Raw genomic sequence first — 18575 nt, forward strand, 5'->3', positions numbered from 1 at the left:
TGCGGGCCCCCGAGGCGGCGCGTCAGCGGGTGCGGGTCAGCGTGCGGGTGGCGGCGGCGCCGAGCACCGCGCCCACCCCGGTCACGAGCGTGGCCACCGCGGCCACCGCCCACGGTGACGGCCCGACCTCGGCCAGCCGGCCGCCGCCCAGCGACCCGCCGGAGGCCGCCGCGAACAGCCCCAGCAGCGCGCCCGCGACCGGTCCGGCGAGCGCGGCCGGCAGCAGCAGCGCCGGCCAGCCCACCTCGGCCCGTTCCTCGGCCGCCGCGCGCAGCAGCCGCCGGGCGAGCAGCCAGCCGGCCGCCATCGCGGCCAGCACCGGCACTGCGAGCAGCGCGCCACCCAGCCCGTCCATCGGGCCCCGCGGCAGGCCGGCCAGCAGCGGTACGGCCGGCAGCGCACCCACGGAGACCTCGCTCGTCCGGACGGCGGTGTCGGTGCCGACCGCGAACCCGGGCCCGAGCAGGTAGCTCGCCGACCAGGCGGTCGCGTTCGGCGCGTAGGCGAGGCTGACCAGTGTGATGCCCGCCTGACCGGCCACCCCGGTCCGGTACGCCCCGATCATGTCGGCCGCGTCGCCGCCACCGGTGGCCACCGCCAGCCCGGCCGCACCGGCACCCGCGCCGCACAGCAGCAGCGCCGCCACCAGTCCGGTACGCAGACCGTCGCGCACCGGCGGTGGGCAGCGCTCGGCCAGCACCGCCCAGACACCCGTGGTGCGCAGCGCGCCGACCAGGGCGGCGGACACGCCGAACGCGGCGAACGTGAGCGCGGCGGTGACCGGGGAGACCCGCAGGCCGCCGGCGTCGACGGCGAACGCGGCGAGTGCGCCGAGCAGCGCGTACGCGATGCCGACGGCGACCGCGACGGTGAGCGCCTGGCGCGGCGAGCCCGCGCCGCGCGCGCCGACGGCCCGGCTGACGTGCACCCCGGCGCGGGTGAGCCGCCAGACGGCGAGCGCGCTGAGCGCGAGCGGCGCCAGGCCGAGCGGACCGGCGGTGGTCTGCAGCGGCACCCCGTGGCCGAGCAGCCAGCCGGCCAGGCCGGCGCGGAGCGCGCCACCGGGCGATCCGGCGTCCTCGCTGAGCTGGGCGAGGCCCAGCACGGCGGAGACCGGCAGCCAGGAGGTCAGCGCCGCCCAGAGCGCGGCCACCCCGGCGGCGACCGGCAGCGGCGCCCGGCTGCGGGGCTCGGCACCCGATCGGGGCGCGGGCACGCGCGCGGCCGGGCGGGCACGGCCGGGCGGCCGGGCACCGGCGGGGGGACCGGTGGCCGGACGGCGGGGCTGGTCAGGGGTGACGCGTGACATCGTGTCTACTCTGGCACGCCGCGGGAAGGACGGCAGTCCGATACCGGGCCGGTTGCCTGGCGAGTTCGCCGAACCCCGGTCCCACGGCGGTGTTCCGGTCTAGCCTCGGCCTCAGACGCGACCGTTCCCGTCGCGGTGCCGACCGCTCGGAGGAAGCCGTGCACGCTCCGTATCCGCCGCCCCCGCCACCACCGGCCGTCGGCCGGGACCGGACCACGCTCTGGGGCGTCCTCGGCATCGTCTTCGGCCTGTTCTGCTGCGGCATCCTGGGCATCGTCTTCGGCGCGCTGTCGATCCGCGACGCCCGGCGCAACGGCAGGTCGCAGTTGCTCGGCTGGCTGGGCATCGCGTTCGGTGTGATCAACATCGTCGCCAGCGCCATCGTGCGCGCCCGGGGCAACTCGTACTACCCGTACTGGTACCGCTGAACGCGAGGGGCCGACCGGTTGCCCGGTCGGCCCCTCGCGTGTCGCTCGGCCGCTCAGCGGCCGGACATGAGCTCCCGCATCAGGTTGGCGGTCTCGGTCGGGGTCTTGCCGACCTTGACGCCCACCGCCTCCAGCGCCGCCTTCTTGGCGTCGGCGGTGCCCGCCGAGCCCGAGATGATCGCGCCGGCGTGACCCATGGTCTTGCCGGGCGGGGCGGTGAAGCCGGCGATGTAGCCGACCACCGGCTTGGTGACGTTGGCCTTGATGAACTCGGCCGCCCGCTCCTCGGCGTCGCCACCGATCTCACCGATCATGACGATCGCGTCGGTCTCCGGGTCCGCCTCGAAGGCGGCCAGGGCGTCGATGTGGGTGGTGCCGATGATCGGGTCACCGCCGATGCCGACGCAGGTGGAGAAGCCGATGTCGCGCAGCTCGTACATCATCTGGTAGGTCAGCGTGCCGCTCTTGCTGACCAGGCCGATCCGGCCGGAGCCGGTGATGTCGGCCGGGATGATGCCGGCGTTCGACGCGCCCGGTGAGGCGATGCCCGGGCAGTTCGGGCCGATGATCCGGGTGCGCTCGCCCTTGGCCTTGTTGTACGCCCAGAACGCGGCGGTGTCGTGCACCGGCACGCCCTCGGTGATCACCACGGCCAGGTCGATGCCGGCGTCGATCGCCTCGACCACGGCGGCCTTGGTGAACTGCGGCGGCACGAAGATGACGGTGACGTCGGCACCGGTCTCCTTCATCGCGTCCGCGACGGAGGCGAAGACGGGCAGCTCGGTGCCGTCGAAGTCGACAGTGGTGCCGGCCTTGCGCGGGTTCACGCCGCCGACCACGTTGGTGCCGGCGGCGAGCATCCGCCGGGTGTGCTTGGAACCCTCGGAACCGGTCATCCCCTGCACGATGACCTTGGAGTCCTTGGTCAGCCAGATAGCCATTGTCAGACCCCCGCAGCTGCCAGCTCGGCGGCCCGCTCGGCCGCGCCGTCCATGGTGTCGACCCGCTGGATCAGCGGGTTGGCCGCGCCGTCGAGGATCGCCCGGCCGGCCTCGGCGTTGTTGCCGTCGAGGCGCACGACGAGCGGCTTGGTGGCCTTCTCGCCGCGCTGCTCCAGCAGCGCCAGCGCCTGCACGATGCCGTTGGCGACCGCGTCGCAGGCGGTGATGCCGCCGAAGACGTTGACGAAGACGCTCTTGACCGACGGGTCGGACAGGACGATCTCCAGGCCGTTCGCCATCACCTCGGCGCTCGCGCCGCCGCCGATGTCGAGGAAGTTGGCCGGCTTGACGCCGCCGTGCCGCTCGCCCGCGTACGCGACCACGTCGAGCGTGGACATGACCAGGCCCGCGCCGTTGCCGATGATGCCGACCTCGCCGTCGAGCTTGACGTAGTTGAGGTCCTTGGCCTTCGCGGCCTGCTCCAGCGGGTCCACCGACGCCTGGTCGACCAGGGCCTCGTGGTCCGGGTGCCGGAACCCGGCGTTCTCGTCCAGGGTGACCTTGGCGTCCAGGAGCAGCAGCTTGCCGTCCTTGGTGGTCGCCAGCGGGTTCACCTCGACGAGCGTGGCGTCCTCGGCCACGAACGCCTGCCACAGCTTGACCGCGACCTCGACCACCTGGTCGGCGACCTCGGCCGGGAAACCGGCCGCGGTGACGATCTCGCGCGCCTTGGCCTCGTCCACGCCGGTGTTGGCGTCGATCGGCGCCTTCACGACCCGCTCCGGGGTCTCGGCCGCGACCTGCTCGATGTCCATACCGCCGGCCACGCTGGCGATGCAGAGGAAGGTGCGGTTCGCCCGGTCGAGCAGGTACGAGAAGTAGTACTCCTCGGCCACGTCCGCGGTCACGGTGATCATGACCTTGTGGACGGTGTGACCCTTGATGTCCATGCCGAGGATGTCGGTGGCCCGGGCCACCGTCTCCTCCGCGCCCTCGGCCAGCTTCACGCCGCCGGCCTTGCCGCGGCCACCGACCTTCACCTGCGCCTTGACGACCACCCGGCCGCCGAGGCGTTCGGCGATCGCGCGGGCCTCCTCCGGGGTAGTGGCGACGCCGCCGGCGAGCACGGGCAAGCCGTGCCGCTCGAACAGGTCCCGCCCCTGGTACTCGTACAGGTCCACGATTGCGCGTCCCGTCCCGTCTCCGCGGCGCGCCGTCGCGCCGCCACCAGCTTCGGAAAATCAGTTTGACGCCTGTCATCAGATGAGACAGGCCATTTGCCGCAGCCTAACGAGATGGGAACGGGCGGCAACCGAGCGGGTGCGGGGTGTGCGGTAATGCACAGGCCGTCGTCCGGCCGGTCCGGGCACGGCCGCACCGGCGGGCGCGGGCGTAAGCCGTCCGGGGGATCTCCGGACCGGGGCGTAACCGCCCGTCGGGGGCGTCGTTGAGTGTGATGTCGGCGCGCTGGTCAAGCGCGGCGACGGGAGCGGCCGATGCCCTGTCGGTCGAGGGGTGGCGGCGGGGCATCGTGCATAGAGGGGCCGGGCGTGTGAGGGGTGCGTCCGGCCCCTCCCCCGTGCCCGGAGCCGGGAACGCGGGGGCCGGACAGCGAGCGCCGGCGACGCGGCGGGTCAGCCGACCGGCTGGGCGACGTTCTCCCGTACCCACTCGACGATCGACCCGGTGGTGGCACCCGGGGTGAAGATCTTCGCGACGCCGAGCCGCTCCAGCTCCGGGATGTCGGCCTCGGGGATGATGCCGCCGCCGAACACCACGATGTCGGTCGCGTCGCGCTCGGTCAGCAGTTCGACGACGCGCTTGAACAGCGTCATGTGCGCGCCGGAGAGCACCGACAGGCCGACCGCGTCCGCGTCCTCCTGGATGGCGGTCTCGACGATCTGCTCGGGCGTCTGGTGCAGGCCGGTGTAGATGACCTCCATCCCCGCGTCACGCAGGGCACGGGCGACCACCTTCGCTCCCCGGTCGTGGCCGTCCAGGCCGGGCTTCGCGACGACGACCCGGATACGAGAGCTCATCTGCGCACACCTTTCACCGGCACTCCTGACCTGAACGAACGGTAACCCGGCCGGACCGGAGGCGGGAAGCGGGGCCGGACCTTCCCACATACGAGCCGTCCCCCCTACCGCCCGCTCGGGTACGCGGAAAGCCGGACACCTCCGCCGTTCGGTCACTGTCCGCGACGAATGGGCAGTCGACGGACCATCCGACTGGCGGCACGAGATATGACAAGGCCGGATGGAATCGGACATAAAGAATCAGCATTTCGGCGCTTCGGCTTGTGACAGGAGTGGCTGTTGGCTAACGTGTCCACGGTTGTCATCAGGTCCACGGACGGGTGATGACGCGACACCGGAGGTTCGACAGAGCTTCACCGAACGGTCCGGAGTCGCATCGGATCCCCGACAACGGAGGGTGTGCGTGCGCCAGCGCCTGTCGTCTGAGCCCGATCGCTATCGCGGCCGCCGCCGCGTACCCACCCCCCCGCGGAGCCGCTACGCCGCGGTGGTCACCACCGCGTTCGTCGGCGCCGGCATCGTCGCCATCGGCGCGAACGCCCTCCCCGACGCCAAGAGCGTCAACCCGTCGGTCCTGGACGAACTCCGGCAGGCCTCGGTCGCCAGCCAGGACGCCGCCGCCCGTGCCGACAGCGCGGACGCCCCCTCCCGTTCGGACCGCTCCGACCGCAAGGCCGCCGAGCAGGACCCGTGGCTCCTGCCACTGCACGGCTACGACTTCAAGTCCCCCTACGGCATGCGCTGGGGCAAGCTGCACACCGGCATCGACCTGGTCGCCCCGGAAGGCACGCCCTACAAGGCGGTCCACGCCGGCACCGTCACCAAGGCCGGATGGTTCGGCGGCTACGGCTACGCCGTCATCGTCCAGCACTCCGACGGCAGCGAGGCCATCTACGGCCACTCCTCCGCGGTGACGGTCAAGGAGGGCCAAGAGGTGAAGGCCGGCGACCAGCTCGGCCTGGTCGGCAACACCGGCCACTCCTACGGCTCCCACCTGCACCTGGAGATCCATGTCAAGGGCCAGCCGCAGGACCCGGTGGCGTTCCTCAAGGATCGCGGAGTGGACATTCAGCTCGAAGTCGAGGCGGTTTACAGCGACGCAGCCGCGTCCTGACGCTCCGTAACGCCTCTTAACCGCCCGGACCGCACGGTCCGGGCGGTTTCGTCTGTGCCGATGTCTGCCACGTCACACCGACGAGTGTGACCGAGAGCACACGCACCGAAGATCGTCTCTTCGCCCGAACCGGCCGGCCGGTGGAAAACCGGACGCGCCGCGACGGCCACGCGCCACCGCCTCCGCACCCCCATACCCGCTGCGACCTGCACCGACACCAGTATTTCGAGGTCACGTGCCCCTCGAAACCGATGAAGGATCCCGTGCAGCACAGCAGCCCCACCCCGGACAACGCTCCCGCCCGGCACCGGCGCCCGCGCCGCGCCCGGCGCACCGTCTACGTGGTCACTGGCGCGGTGGCAGTGCTCGGCCTCGGCATCGGTGGCGTGGTCGTCACCACCGCCCCGTCCGACCCCACCCCGGCCGCCGTCGACCTCGGCGTGGCGGCCCGCGCCGACGACGCCGCCCGCGCCGACCGTTCGGCCCGTGAGCCGGTCACCCCGTCCGCCGTACCGGCCAGCCCGTCGCCGAGCCCGAGCGCGACCACCCCGGCGCCGAAGAAGACGGCGACCGCGAAGCCCAAGCCGAAGCCGAAGAAGACGACTGTGGCGAAGAAGCCCACCTGGGTCGTGCCGATGAAGGGCGCCGACATCACGTCCTGCTACGGGCCCCGCTGGGGCACCCAGCACGCCGGCATCGACTTCGCCATGCCGGCCGGCACGCCGATCCACGCCGCCGCGGCGGGCACCGTGGTCAAGGCCGGTGACGTGGGCGACGGCTACGGCATCTCGGTCTTCATCGACCACCACAACGGCTACCTGACCCACTACGCCCACCAGAGCCGGCTCGCCGTCGCCGTGGGCGACAAGGTCAAGGCCGGTCAGGTCATCGGGTACGAGGGCTCCACCGGCGACTCCACCGGCCCGCACCTGCACTTCGAGGTGCACCAGGGCGCGATGTGGAACCAGATCGACCCGGCGCCGTTCCTGCGTGCCCGGGGCATCGACGTGGCCTGCTGAGGGCGCCACGACAGGAGGAGGGCCCGGCCCGGCCACGAGCCGGACCGGGCCCGCCCGGCGTTCAGAGCTTGTCGATCGGGGCGTGCCGCAGCACCAGCCACATGGTCTGGTCGCCGAAGTCGATCTGGGCGCGGGCGCCCGGCCCGGCACCCTCCACCGCCAGCACCCGGCCCAGGCCGTACCGCTGGTGGTTGACCCGGTCGCCCACCGAGACCTTCGGGGCCTGCTTCAGCTCGCTCGCGGTGGCCAGGCGGCTGGCGTCCACGCCCAGCCGCTTCGCCAGCTCGGTCGCCTTCGGCGTGCCGCCGGCGAAGCCACCACGGCCCACGCGGTCCGCCCGGCCGCCGACGCCGCCGCCCCCGCCACCCCACGAGGTGTACGACCCCTCGGTGCGCTCCCAGCGGACCAGCTCCGGCGGCAGCTCCTCCAGGAACCGCGACGGCGGGTTGTAGGCGGGCGCGCCCCAGGCGGACCGGGTCACCGCGCGGGACAGGTAGAGGCGCTGGCGGGCCCGGGTGATGCCCACGTACGCCAGCCGCCGCTCCTCCTCCAGCTCGCGGGTGTCGCCGAGCGAGCGCAGGTGCGGGAAGACGCCGTCCTCCAGGCCGGTCAGGAAGACCACCGGGAACTCCAGGCCCTTGGCCGTGTGCAGCGTCATCAGCGTGACCACGCCCTGATGAGGCGCGGCGTCGTCTGCCTCGGCGCCGTCAGGCGCCGAGCCCGGTGACGCAGGGATCTGGTCGGCGTCGGCGACCAGCGCCACCTGCTCCAGGAAACCGGCGAGCGTGGCCCGCTCGTCGTCGGCGCCGAGCGCCTCGATCCGCTCGGTGTACTCCCGGGCGACGCTCACCAGTTCCTGGAGGTTGTCCACCCGGCCGGCGTCCTGCGGGTCGAGGCTCTCCTCCAGCTCGGCGAGGTAGCCCGAGCGGGTCAGCACCGCCTCCAGCACCTCCTCCGGGGTGCCGGTGTCGGCCAGCTCCCGCGCCGCGTCGAGCAGCGCGACGAACTCGGCGATGCCGTTCGCCGCCCGGGTCGAGATGCCCGGCGCGTCCTTGGCCCGGCGCAGCGCGGCGCCGAAGGAGATGCGGTCCCGGGCACTCAGCGCCTCCACGCACGCCTCGGCCCGCTCGCCGATGCCCCGGCGCGGGGTGTTGAGGACCCGGCGCAGGCTCACCGTGTCGTCGTCGTTCACCACCGCGCGCAGGTACGCGAGCGCGTCGCGGACCTCCTTGCGCTCGTAGAAGCGCACCCCGCCGACCACCTTGTAGGGCAGGCCGACCCGGATGAACACCTCCTCGAACACGCGGGACATGGCGTTGGTGCGGTAGAACACCGCCACGTCGCCCGGGCGGGTCTCGCCGTCGTCGACCAGCCGGTCGATCTCCCGGGCCACCCAGTCGGCCTCGGCGTGCTCGGTGTCGGCGACGTACCCGACGATCTGCTCGCCGGACCCGGCGTCGCTCCACAGCCGCTTCGGCTTGCGCGAGGTGTTGCGGTCGATCACCGCGTTGGCCGCGTTGAGGATGGTCTGGGTCGAGCGGTAGTTCTGCTCCAGCAGGATCGTGCGGGCGTCGGTGAAGTCCCGCTCGAACTCCAGGATGTTGCGGATGGTCGCGCCGCGGAACGCGTAGATCGACTGGTCGGCGTCACCGACCACGCACAGCTCGGCCGGCGGGATCCCCTCGGTGCCGGAGACCAGCTCCTTGATCAGCACGTACTGGGCGTGGTTGGTGTCCTGGTATTCGTCGACGAGCACGTGCCGGAACCGCCGCCGGTAGCTCTCCGCGACGTGCGGGTGCGACTGGAGCAGGTGCACCGTCGTCATGATCAGGTCGTCGAAGTCCAGCGCGTGCGCCTCGCGCAGCCGCCGCTGGTAGAGCGTGTACGCCTCGGCCAGCGCCCGCTCGTTCGGCCCTTTGGCCCGGCCGGCGAACTCCTCCGGGTCGACCAGCTCGTTCTTCAGGTTCGACACCTGGGCGGCAAGGCCCCGGGCCGGGTAGCGCTTCGGGTCCAGGTCCAGCTCGCGGGCGACCATCTGCATCAACCGGCGCGAGTCGTCCGCGTCGTAGATCGAGAACGTCGACTTCAGGCCGGCGTGCTCGTGCTCGGCCCGCAGGATGCGTACGCAGGCGGAGTGGAACGTGGAGACCCACATGAGCCGGGCTCGCGGGCCGACCAGCGCGGCCACCCGCTCCTTCATCTCGCCTGCGGCCTTGTTGGTGAAGGTGATCGCGATGATCTCGCCGGGGTGCACGTCGCGGGCGGCGAGCAGGTAGGCGATCCGGTTGGTCAGCACCCGGGTCTTGCCGGAGCCGGCACCGGCCACGATCAGCAGCGGGGAGCCGGCGTGGGTCACCGCGTCCCGTTGGGGGCCGTTGAGGCCGTCGAGGAGGGCGGCCGGATCCGACCCGGCGCCCCCGGGACGGCGCGGCGGGGTCGGCCGGGACTCCGGCGCGGGCGAGGACTCCGGCGCGGGCGGGGATGTGGGAATGTCGAAGAGAGGATGCATCGCAGCCCGAGTCTATGCCGCCGGGCGGACACTTCCCCGCCCGCGCCGCCGCTGCGCGCACGCCGTCACGTCTCACCTGTTGGTGCGTCTTCTTGCGCGCCCGCCCGGGTGGTCGGCATACTCGACGACGTGTTCGATCAGCGCTCCTTTTTTTACTACGGCACCGGGAGTCCGGCAGCCGTGGGTCGCGCCTGATCACAGACCTACGAAAACGCCCCGGGCTCCTCAGAGCCCGGGGCGTTTTCGTTCCGGGATCCGGGTACCGGGCCCGAGCCCCGAGAGGGACGACGATGATGACTGACGTGGTGGAGTCCAGCGGCAGCCCGGCGCGCAACGGCCGGCCGGCCGGCGGCGACCCGACCGGTGCCGCGGCGGCCCGGACCGGCACCGACGACGCGGCGGCGGCGGAGCGGATCGGTGAGATCCGGCGGCGCATCGACGAGATCGACCGCACCCTCATCGCGCTCTGGCAGGAGCGGGCCGCGCTCTCCCAGGAGGTCGGCGCGACCCGGATGGCCTCCGGCGGCACCCGGCTGGTGCTCTCCCGCGAGCGGGAGATCCTGGAGCGGTTCCGCTCCGAGCTCGGCGCCGACGGCACGCAGCTCGCGCTCCTGCTGCTGCGCGCCGGCCGCGGCCCGCTGTGACGCGGTGACGTCCCCGGATACGACGAACCGCCTGCCGGCGTCGAGCTGACGCCGGCAGGCGGTCCGGAACGGATCAGGCCACCTCGTGGGTGACGACGATCTCCCGCTTCTCCGCGAAGTGGCAGGCGCTCGGGTGGTCCGAGCCCGGCCGGATCTGGAGCAGCGGCACCTCCTGGGCGCAGACGTCCTGCGCCTTCCAGCACCGGGTGCGGAACCGGCAGCCCGAGGGCGGGCTGACCGGCGACGGCACGTCGCCCTGGAGCCGGATGATCGCCTTGCTCTCGCGCACGGTCGGGTCCGGCACCGGCACCGCCGACAGCAGCGCCTGGGTGTACGGGTGGGTCGGCCGCTCGTAGATCTCGTCCTCGGTGCCGATCTCCACCATCTTGCCCAGGTACATCACGGCGACCCGGTCGGAGAGGTGCCGCACCACGGACAGGTCGTGGGCGATGAAGACGTACGACAGCCCGAACTCGGCCTGGAGCTTCTCCAGCAGGTTCATCACCTGGGCCTGGATCGAGACGTCCAGGGCCGACACCGGCTCGTCGCAGACGATCACCTCGGGCCGCAGCGCCAGCGCCCGGGCGATGCCGATGCGCTGCCGCTGGCCGCCGGAGAACTGGTGCGGGTAGCGGTTGATGTGCTCCGGGTTGAGGCCGACCAGGTCGAGCAGCTCCTTGACCTTGCCGCGCCGGCTGCCGCGCGGAGCCACCTCGGGGTGGATCTCGAACGGCTCGCCGATCAGGTCACCCACAGTCATCCGGGGGTTCAGCGAGGTGTACGGGTCCTGCATCACCAGCTGGATCTGCCGGCGCAGCCGCCGCAGCGCGCCACCGGAGAGCTTGGAGATGTCCTGGCCCTTGTAGAGCACCTGACCGGAGGTCGGCTTCTCCAGGTTCATCAGCACGCGGGCGAGCGTCGACTTGCCGCAGCCGGACTCGCCGACCACGCCGAGCGTCTCGCCGGCCTTGAGCTCGAAGGAGACGCCGTCGACCGCCTTGACCTGGCCGATGGTCTTCTTGAACACCACACCCCGGGTCACGGGGTAGTGCTTGACCAGGTCACGGACCTCGATGATGTGTTCAGTCACGGTTCACCAGCTCCTCGGCGAAGTGGCAGGCGCTGGCCCGGCCGCTGCCCAGTTGCAGCAGCGGCGGGACCTTCTCCCGGCACACCGGCTGCGCCATCGGGCAGCGCGGGTTGAACGCGCAGCCCGGGGGGATGTTCATCAGGTTCGGCGGGAGGCCCTTGATGGTGCGGAGCTCCTGCCCCTTCTCGTCCATCCGCGGGATCGAGTTGAGCAGGCCGAGCGTGTACGGGTGTCCCGGCTTGCGGTACAGGTCGTAGACGTCGGCTTCCTCGACGATCCGGCCGGCGTACATGACCGCGATCCGGTCCGCGACGTCGGCGACCACGCCGAGGTCGTGGGTGATCAGGATCATGCCCATCTGCCGTTCCCGCTGGAGTTCACCCAGCAGGTCCATGATCTGGGCCTGCACCGTCACGTCCAGCGCGGTGGTCGGCTCGTCGGCGATCAGCACCTCGGGGTCCAGCGCCAGCGACATGGCGATCATGGCGCGCTGCCGCATACCGCCGGAGAACTGGTGCGGGTAGTTGCTGAACCGGCCCTTGGCGTTGGGGATCTTCACCTGGTCGAGCATCTCGATCGCGCGCTTCTTGGCGTCCGACCGGCTCATGCCGCGCCGGATGCGGAACTGCTCCGCGATCTGGAAGCCGACGGTGAAAACCGGGTTGAGGGCCGAGAGCGAGTCCTGGAAGATCATGGCGATGCCCTCGCCCCGGATCCGCCGCCGCTGCTCGGCGGACATGGTGAGCATGTCCTTGCCGTGGAAGCGGACCTTACCGCCGGTGACGAAGCCGGGCGGGGTGTCCAGGATGCCCATGATGGTCTGCGCGGTGACGCTCTTGCCGGAGCCGGACTCGCCGAGCACGGCGAGGGTCTCCCCCGCGTCGACGTGGTACGTGACTCCGTTGATGACCTTGGCGACGCCGTCCCGGGTGCGGAACTCCACCCGCAGGTCGTCGACCTCGAGCAGGCGGCCCGAGGGGCGGCCGGATCCGTCGGCGCCCGGCGCGGACTGCTCGGACACGAGAATGTCGGACAACTCAGTTCCCCTATCGGAGCTTCGGGTCGAGGGCCTCGCGGACCGCCTCGCCGAGCATGACGAAGCTCAGCACGGCGGTGACGAGGAACGCGGCGGGGAAGAACAGCAGGAACGGCGAGACCCGGATGTAGTTCTGCGCCTCGCTGATCATGATGCCCCAGGAAACCACCGGGTTCTTCAGGCCGATGCCGAGGAACGAGAGCGTGGCCTCCGCGCCGATGAACGAGCCCACCAGGATCGTGCCGTACACCAGCAGCGGGGCCAGGCAGTTCGGCAGCAGGTGCTTGAGGATGATCCGGCCGGTGCTCGCGCCCAGGGCGCGGGCCGCGACGATGTAGTCGGCCTCCTTGGTGGCGAGCACCGAGGAGCGCATCAGCCGCATCACCACCGGCCAGCTCAGCACGCTCAGGGACATGATCACCAGGCCCATGATCGTCCACTCGCCGTTGTCGCTGCCGGACCCGTTGAACGTGGTCAGGATGACGATCGAGCCGAGTACGAACGGCAGGCCGAAGAAGATGTCCGCGATACGGGACAGCAGCGCGTCCACCCAGCCACCGCGGTAGCCGGCGATGATGCCCATCGCGCCGCCGAAAAGCAGCGTCAGGAGGGTGGAGACCACGGCCACCACGATCGAGGCGCGGGCGCCGTAGATGACCCGGGAGTAGACGTCGCGGCCCTGCACGTCGTAGCCGAACCAGGCGGAGGAGGACGGCTCGACCCGGCTGCGCTCCAGCGCGCCGTTGACCGCGTCTCCGGAGGTGAACAGCGACGGGAAGGCCGCCATCACGAGGAACAGCAGGATGAACGTCGCCGAGATCCAGAACAGCGGCTTGCGCCGCAGGTCGATCCAGGCGTCGCCGAGCAGGCCGCGCGGCTTCTGCTGCTTCGCGCTCTCCGGCAGGCCGGCGTTGGTGGGCGCGCCCGACCCGGCCTCGGTGGGCATGGTCGCGGGCGGCGTCGACACGATCGACGCGGAACTCGGGTCACTCATGCCCGCACCTCGCTGCGCTCGGCGCGGGCGTGGTTACCCGCGCAGACTGCTGGGACGATTCGTTCGCTGCGGCGGTCACTCATAGCGGATCCTCGGGTCGAGGGCGGCGTAGAGCAGGTCGACCACCAGGTTCATCACGAGATAGACCAGCACCAGCACCACCACGATGCCGACAACGGTAGCGCTCTCCTTGGTGACGATCGAGCGGAGCACCTGGCGGCCGATGCCGTTGATGCCGAAGATGCCCTCGGTCACGATCGCGCCGCCCATCAGGGCGCCGAGGTCGGTGCCGAGCAGCGTGACCACCGGGATCAGCGAGTTGCGCAGCAGGTGCACACCCACCACGCGGCGCATCGGGAGGCCCTTGGCGATCGCGGTGCGGACGTAGTCGGCGCGCCGGTTCTCGGCGATGCTCGTCCGCGCCACCCGAGCCACGTACGCCATCGACGCGCTGCCGAGCACGAACCCGGGCACGATCAGTTCGCTGAACCGCATCTCGTTGGACACGGTCGGGTTGATGATGCCCCACTTGACGCCGAGCAGCCACTGCAGCACGAAGCCGATGACGAAGACCGGCAGGGCGATCAGGAAGAGCGTGGAGACCAGGACCAGGTTGTCCAGGAAGCCGTTACGCCGCAGACCGGTCAGGACACCCGCGCCGAGGCCGATCACGGCCTCGATGGCGAGAGCGACCACCGCCAGCTTCAGGGTGTTCGGGTACGACGTGGCGATGATGTCGCTGATCTCGCGACCGCCGAACGTGATACCGAAGTCCCCCTGCGCGAGGTTCTTCATGTAGCTGGCGTACTGCACCCAGATCGAATCGTCGAGATGGTACTTCTCGGTCATCATGGCCCGGTAGTTCGGCGGGCAGCCACGGTCGCCGCACTTACCGGCGAAGGGGTCACCAGGCACGGACCAGACGAGCCAGTAGATCAGGAACGTCGTGCCGATGAACACCGGCACGAGTTGCAGCAGCCGTCTCAAGAGATAACGGCCCATGGGGTGGTCCTCCAGACAGGGAGCGCCGGGTGAACCGGCGCGGCAGCGACAACGAGCGAGGGGTCCGTTGTACACCCCCTCGCGGAACGGCCCCGGGTCGGGCTCACCGGTAGGCGAGCCCGACCCGGGGTCAGACCGTTCGGATCAGAGCTCGACCGAGGTGATGTCGAGCTCACCGACGTTGGTCAGCTCAAGCTTCTTGATCTTCTCCGAGTGACCGGACTGCTCACCGTTGAAGTAGACCGGGACGGAGGGGACGTCCTGGTCGATCAGCTTGACGGCCTCAGCGAACTTCTTGTGGGCCTCCTCGATGCTGGGGGCCGCGGATGCCTCCTTGGCGAGGGCGTCCACCTGCGGGTTGCTGTACTTGCCGTCGTTCGAGGAACCACCGGTGACGTAGAGCGGGTTGATCCAGTTCTCCACGTCCGGGTAGTCCTGCTGCCAGCCGGCCCGGTACATGCCGGTCATCTTGTAGGCGTTGATGTTGGCGCGGAAGACCGCGAAGGTCGGCACGCCGACGGCGACCGCGTCGATGCCCAGGTTGGTCTTGATCTGCTGGGCGACGGCCTCCATCCACTCCTTGTGGCTGGCGTCCGCGTTGTACGACAGGGTCAGCTTGCCCTGGAAGCCACCGGCCTCGGTGAGGAGCTGCTTGGCCTGGGCCACGTCGAACTTGCAGGCGGTGCAGTTGCCCGGCTCGGCACCCGGGGTCAGCGGGTTGGCCCAGCTGTCGGCCGGCTTGCGGTTACCGAAGAAGATCTTGTCGGTGATCGCCTGCCGGTCGATCGACATCGAGATCGCCTTGCGCAGCTTCGGGTTCTGGAAGCGCTTGTCGTAGATCGGGAAGGCGATGATGCCGGACGCCGGGATGGTCGTCTGGATCGCGCGCTCGCCCAGGTCCGTCTTCCACTTGTCGCCGGCCAGCGCGGAGACCGGAACCTGCTGCTGGAAGTCCAGGTTGCCGGCGAGCAGGTCGTTGTACGCCGCCGTGTCGTCCTGGTAGATCTTGACGGTGACGTCCTTGATCTTCATCTTGTCGCGCAGGCTGTAGTCGTCGAAGCGGGTCAGCTTGATCTCGACGTCGTCCTGCCAGGAGACGAGCTTGACCGGGCCGTTACCGATCGGCTTCTTGCCGAAGTCCGCCGGGGTGGACGAGAAGAACGCGTCCGGCAGCGGCATGAAGGCGCTGTAGCCCAGCTTGGTCGGGAACACGGCGGTCGGCGCGGAGAGCGTGACCTCGAAGTTCCATTCGTCGACGACCTTCAGGCCGGACATCTCCTTGGCCTTCGGCTCCGGGGCCTTCTTCGGGCCGTCCGGGCCGTCCGGGTCCTCGGTGTAGACCTCGTCGAAGCCCTGGATGTCGGAGAAGAAGGAGGCGTTCTGCGCGCCGTTCGGGCCGTAGGCAGCCCAGTTCCAGGCCTTGACGAAGCTCTCGGCCTTGACGGTGGTGCCGTCGTGGAACTTGGTGTTCTGCTTGATCTTGATCTTGAAGACCTTCGAGTCGCTCGTGTCGATCGACTCGGCGAGCAGGTTCTGCGGCGCCCCACCGTTGTTGGGGTACTCGACCAGGCCGCTCCACACCCAGTCGATGATCTTGCCGCCACCGGTCTCGGTGGTGTTCGCCGGAACCAGGGGGTTCTCCGGCTGGGTGCCGTCGATGACGATGGCGCCGTCCTTGCTGGCGCCGGCGTCGCCACCGTCGTTGTTCCCGCTGGAGCAGCCGGACGCGACGAGCGCGAATGCCGCGCCCACCGCGAGCGCGCCGCTCGCCCGCTTCGAGACTCTCATTCCGAGGGGCCTCCTCTTTCTAACCTGGTTCCGTCGTGAGTTTCACGCACGTCTTTGGGGGTGACACCACCGGCGACCCGAACCGCAGGACGCCGGTTTACCGCAGAGGAATTCGGGACACCCCAGGGGTACCGATCCGCCGGGCGCCACACCCTGGACGAGACATCGCGCAGGGCCGTCGGCCACGTAGCGGCGCTGATGGCGGCGTCACGTGGTCGGCAGGCCCGTCGAGATGCCTCACACCGGGGGGTGAGGTGCTGCCACTGTGACACCAACCGGCCCTTTCCGTGAAGGTGCCGTTATCAAGCCGTTAGTTGGTCGCCACGTTGCCGATACTTGAGAAAAGATCACAAAGCGCACGGACGATAGGGCCCTGAACAGGCAAGACGGGCACAGAGGGGTCGACAGACGTCCCTGCGACGCGCAGGGCTGTGACGTTCACCGCGCCGACCTCGGCGTCTCTCACGGGCGCACGACTGCGGCGTTTTTTGTCCGTCCGGATGATGCCATGCCGACTGAGCGGGCACCAGCGGGGCCCCTGGGGTACGAGGCCGCCGAGGCCCCGCCCCCGGGGATCGGCGTGGAGTCCTAGACCAGCCGGCGGTCGGCGGCCCAGCGGGACAGCTCGTACCGGTTCGACATCTGGAGCTTGCGCAACACGTTGGAGACGTGCGTCTCGACCGTCTTGATCGAGATGTACAGCTCCTTGGCGATCTCCTTGTACGCGTACCCCCGGGCGAGCAGCCGCAGCACCTCGCGCTCGCGGTTGGTGAGCTGGTCCAGCTCGGGATCGGCCACCGGCGCGTCCGGCCGGGAGGCGAACGCGTCGAGCACGAACCCGGCCAGCCGCGGGCTGAACACGGCGTCGCCGTCGGCCACCCGCCGGATCGCGTCGGTCAGCTCCTCCGGCGAGATCGTCTTCGTGACGTACCCCCGCGCACCGGCGCGGATCAGGCCGATCACGTCCTCGGCCGCGTCGGACACGCTCAGGGCCAGGAACCGCACCTGCGGGTGGGTACGCCGCATCGCCTCCAGCACCGCGCGGCCGCCGCCGTCGGGCATGTGCACGTCGAGCAGCACCACGTCCGGCGCGGTGGCCGCGATCCGGGTCACCGCCTCGGCCACCGAGCTGGCCTCGCCGACCACCTCCACCCGCGCCCCCAGCTCGGCGCGGACGCCGGCCCGGAACATCGCGTGGTCGTCGACGAGGAACACCCGCAGCGGCCCGCGCGGCGCCGTACCCTCGACCGGTTCCTGCTCGGACATGTCACTTGTCCCTTTCCGCCGTGGAGCCGGAGCCGCTGATCGGCAGGATCAGCCGGACCTCGGTCCCTTCCCCCGGCTCGGACCGGATCTCCGCCCGGCCGCCGTGCCGCTTCATCCGTCCGATGATCGAGCCCCGGACGCCGTGCCGGTGATTCTCCACCGTATCCGGGTCGAAGCCCTTGCCCCGGTCCCGGACGAACACGCTCACCTGCTCCGGCTCCACCTCGGCGTACAGCGAGACGGTCTGCACACCGGCGTGCCGGGCCGCGTTGACCAGGGCCTCCCGGCCGGCGGCCACGATCGCGCCCACCCGCTCGTCGGTCTCCCGGTCGCCGACCACCACCACCTCGACGGTGATGGCGAACGTGTCCTCCACCTCGGCGGCGGCCTGCTCCAGCGCGGCCGCGAAGCGCTCGGTGGGCGAGGCGGTCGGCTTGTAGAGCCAGTTGCGCAGCGAGCGCTCCTGACCGCGGGCCAGCCGCTGCACCGTCTTGACGTCGCTGGCGTTGCGCTGGATCAGGGCCAGCGTGTGCAGCACCTGGTCGTGCACCATCGCGGCCAGTTCGGCGCGCTCCTGCTCCCGGATGCGGCCCTCCCGCTCGGAGCGGAGCTGGTTCCAGGTGCGCCAGAGCACCGGACCGGTGACCACACCCACGCCGGCCAGCCCGACCAGCGCGAAGATCACGCCGTTGAGCACCGCGTCGAAGTTCTGTGACGGCGAGTAGACGGCGGCCACGCCGATGATGCCGACCGCGACGAGCACGCCGCCGCCGATGAAGCGCAGCACGAACGCGCGCCTGTCGCTCTCCTCCACCACCGCGCCCAGCCAGGGCACCGCCGAGTCGCCCCACTGCCGGCGGCGCTCCGGGGCGGCCTGGTGCCAGATGACGCCCGCGCCGACCGCGATGATCGCGACCAGCCAGCCGGCGGTGCCGGCCGCGCCCACCGAGTTGAACGCCACCACCTGGAGCAGCAGCACGCCGAGCCCGATCACCACGAACGGCAGCAGCTGGGCCAGGTCGCGGCGGGGCGGGGCGGCGGTGTCGCCGGGGCGGGGCGGGACCACCGCCCAGAAGGCGGCGTAGAGCAGCAGCCCGAGCCCGCTCAGCCCGAGCAGCACCATGAACGCCACGCGGACCCGCAGCACCGGGATGCCCAGGTGCTCGGCGATGCCCGCGGCCACGCCGGCGGCCAGCCGGTGCTCGGTGGCCCGGTAGAGACGCGGGGCGTGCGGGGCGGGGGTGCTGCTGATCGGAGGCTCCCAGGTCGAGGCGGATGTGCCGGCGGCGCGCCGACGCTCAGATCGTCACACGGTTACGACGCCTCGGACCACGGGGACGCCCCGGAGTTTCACCGGCGGTGGATCTCAGGGTGGGGTCAGGGTCGGGTCCGGAGG

16 protein-coding genes are annotated in these 18575 nt (G+C 71.0%); 4 read left to right on the forward strand and 12 right to left on the reverse strand.

Annotation, left to right across the window (positions count from 1 at the left end; all coding sequences use genetic code 11):
* Positions 1 to 22: 22 nt before the first annotated feature.
* Positions 23 to 1309, reverse strand: a complete 1287-nt coding sequence (locus tag SM452_RS01955) for a cell division protein PerM (protein WP_463839207.1) — start codon at positions 1307 to 1309, stop codon at positions 23 to 25.
* Between the two features lie 158 nt (positions 1310 to 1467).
* Between SM452_RS01955 and SM452_RS01960 the strand changes: the two genes are divergently transcribed.
* On the forward strand, positions 1468 to 1737 hold the full coding sequence (locus SM452_RS01960) for a DUF4190 domain-containing protein (RefSeq protein ID WP_135241993.1): 270 nt from the start codon (positions 1468 to 1470) through the stop codon (positions 1735 to 1737).
* 53 nt (positions 1738 to 1790) lie between these two features.
* On the opposite strand, the gene sucD is transcribed toward SM452_RS01960, so the two are convergent.
* The 3 genes from sucD to SM452_RS01975 form a co-directional block, all read right to left on the reverse strand.
* Positions 1791 to 2678: a succinate--CoA ligase subunit alpha gene (gene sucD / locus SM452_RS01965; protein ID WP_262015834.1), complete on the reverse strand. Its 888-nt coding sequence runs from the start codon at positions 2676 to 2678 to the stop codon at positions 1791 to 1793.
* Between the two features lie 2 nt (positions 2679 to 2680).
* On the reverse strand, positions 2681 to 3859 hold the full coding sequence (sucC, locus tag SM452_RS01970) for an ADP-forming succinate--CoA ligase subunit beta (protein ID WP_135241995.1): 1179 nt from the start codon (positions 3857 to 3859) through the stop codon (positions 2681 to 2683).
* A gap of 453 nt (positions 3860 to 4312) precedes the next feature.
* On the reverse strand, positions 4313 to 4717 hold the full coding sequence (locus SM452_RS01975; RefSeq protein ID WP_013288515.1) for a cobalamin B12-binding domain-containing protein: 405 nt from the start codon (positions 4715 to 4717) through the stop codon (positions 4313 to 4315).
* A 403-nt stretch (positions 4718 to 5120) separates the two neighbouring features.
* Between SM452_RS01975 and SM452_RS01980 the strand changes: the two genes are divergently transcribed.
* Complete coding sequence (locus tag SM452_RS01980) at positions 5121 to 5831, forward strand: M23 family metallopeptidase (RefSeq protein ID WP_262015833.1); 711 nt, start codon at positions 5121 to 5123, stop codon at positions 5829 to 5831.
* Between the two features lie 251 nt (positions 5832 to 6082).
* A complete protein-coding gene (locus SM452_RS01985) occupies positions 6083 to 6850 on the forward strand; it encodes a M23 family metallopeptidase (RefSeq protein WP_262015832.1) in 768 nt (255 codons plus the stop codon).
* A gap of 61 nt (positions 6851 to 6911) precedes the next feature.
* Here the strand turns inward: SM452_RS01985 and pcrA are convergent, their stop codons facing one another.
* Positions 6912 to 9359, reverse strand: coding sequence for a DNA helicase PcrA (pcrA, locus tag SM452_RS01990; protein WP_262015831.1), 2448 nt, complete (start codon positions 9357 to 9359; stop codon positions 6912 to 6914).
* Positions 9360 to 9649: 290 nt separating this feature from the next.
* On the opposite strand from pcrA, the gene SM452_RS01995 reads away from it, so the two are divergent.
* A complete protein-coding gene (locus tag SM452_RS01995) occupies positions 9650 to 10003 on the forward strand; it encodes a chorismate mutase (protein ID WP_135242001.1) in 354 nt (117 codons plus the stop codon).
* A 73-nt stretch (positions 10004 to 10076) separates the two neighbouring features.
* Here SM452_RS01995 and SM452_RS02000 read toward each other — a convergent pair whose 3' ends face one another.
* From SM452_RS02000 to SM452_RS02030, 7 genes are all read right to left on the reverse strand, one after another.
* Positions 10077 to 11093: an ABC transporter ATP-binding protein gene (locus tag SM452_RS02000; protein WP_135242002.1), complete on the reverse strand. Its 1017-nt coding sequence runs from the start codon at positions 11091 to 11093 to the stop codon at positions 10077 to 10079.
* Complete coding sequence (locus tag SM452_RS02005) at positions 11086 to 12114, reverse strand: ABC transporter ATP-binding protein (RefSeq protein WP_463839382.1); 1029 nt, start codon at positions 12112 to 12114, stop codon at positions 11086 to 11088. Before SM452_RS02005 ends, SM452_RS02000 begins: the two co-directional genes overlap by 8 nt.
* A gap of 25 nt (positions 12115 to 12139) precedes the next feature.
* Positions 12140 to 13123 (reverse strand): ABC transporter permease, encoded by a 984-nt coding sequence (locus tag SM452_RS02010; protein ID WP_302905360.1) that lies wholly within the window; start codon positions 13121 to 13123, stop codon positions 12140 to 12142.
* A gap of 75 nt (positions 13124 to 13198) precedes the next feature.
* The gene (locus SM452_RS02015) at positions 13199 to 14125 is read right to left on the reverse strand and encodes an ABC transporter permease (RefSeq protein WP_302905361.1); all 927 of its coding nucleotides are present in this window, start codon (positions 14123 to 14125) and stop codon (positions 13199 to 13201) included.
* A 144-nt stretch (positions 14126 to 14269) separates the two neighbouring features.
* Positions 14270 to 15913, reverse strand: coding sequence for a peptide ABC transporter substrate-binding protein (locus SM452_RS02020; protein ID WP_463839208.1), 1644 nt, complete (start codon positions 15911 to 15913; stop codon positions 14270 to 14272).
* Positions 15914 to 16501: 588 nt separating this feature from the next.
* The gene (locus SM452_RS02025; RefSeq protein WP_030501521.1) at positions 16502 to 17179 is read right to left on the reverse strand and encodes a response regulator; all 678 of its coding nucleotides are present in this window, start codon (positions 17177 to 17179) and stop codon (positions 16502 to 16504) included.
* A 1-nt stretch (position 17180) separates the two neighbouring features.
* Positions 17181 to 18431 (reverse strand): ATP-binding protein, encoded by a 1251-nt coding sequence (locus tag SM452_RS02030; protein WP_262015874.1) that lies wholly within the window; start codon positions 18429 to 18431, stop codon positions 17181 to 17183.
* Positions 18432 to 18575 lie beyond the last annotated feature (144 nt).

This window comes from Micromonospora sp. SYSU B005, assembly GCF_055362685.1.

Bases quoted from the DNA above. Each gene is read 5' to 3' on its own strand.
- SM452_RS01955 (WP_463839207.1), bottom strand. From the start codon at position 1,309: ATGTCACGCGTCACCCCTGACCAGCCCCGCCGTCCGGCCACCGGTCCC.
- sucD (WP_262015834.1), bottom strand. From the start codon at position 2,678: ATGGCTATCTGGCTGACCAAGGACTCCAAGGTCATCGTGCAGGGGATG.
- SM452_RS01975 (WP_013288515.1), bottom strand. From the start codon at position 4,717: ATGAGCTCTCGTATCCGGGTCGTCGTCGCGAAGCCCGGCCTGGACGGC.
- SM452_RS01985 (WP_262015832.1), top strand. From the start codon at position 6,083: ATGAAGGATCCCGTGCAGCACAGCAGCCCCACCCCGGACAACGCTCCC.
- pcrA (WP_262015831.1), bottom strand. From the start codon at position 9,359: ATGCATCCTCTCTTCGACATTCCCACATCCCCGCCCGCGCCGGAGTCC.
- SM452_RS01995 (WP_135242001.1), top strand. From the start codon at position 9,650: ATGATGACTGACGTGGTGGAGTCCAGCGGCAGCCCGGCGCGCAACGGC.
- SM452_RS02010 (WP_302905360.1), bottom strand. From the start codon at position 13,123: ATGAGTGACCCGAGTTCCGCGTCGATCGTGTCGACGCCGCCCGCGACC.
- SM452_RS02015 (WP_302905361.1), bottom strand. From the start codon at position 14,125: ATGGGCCGTTATCTCTTGAGACGGCTGCTGCAACTCGTGCCGGTGTTC.
- SM452_RS02020 (WP_463839208.1), bottom strand. From the start codon at position 15,913: ATGAGAGTCTCGAAGCGGGCGAGCGGCGCGCTCGCGGTGGGCGCGGCA.
- SM452_RS02025 (WP_030501521.1), bottom strand. From the start codon at position 17,179: ATGTCCGAGCAGGAACCGGTCGAGGGTACGGCGCCGCGCGGGCCGCTG.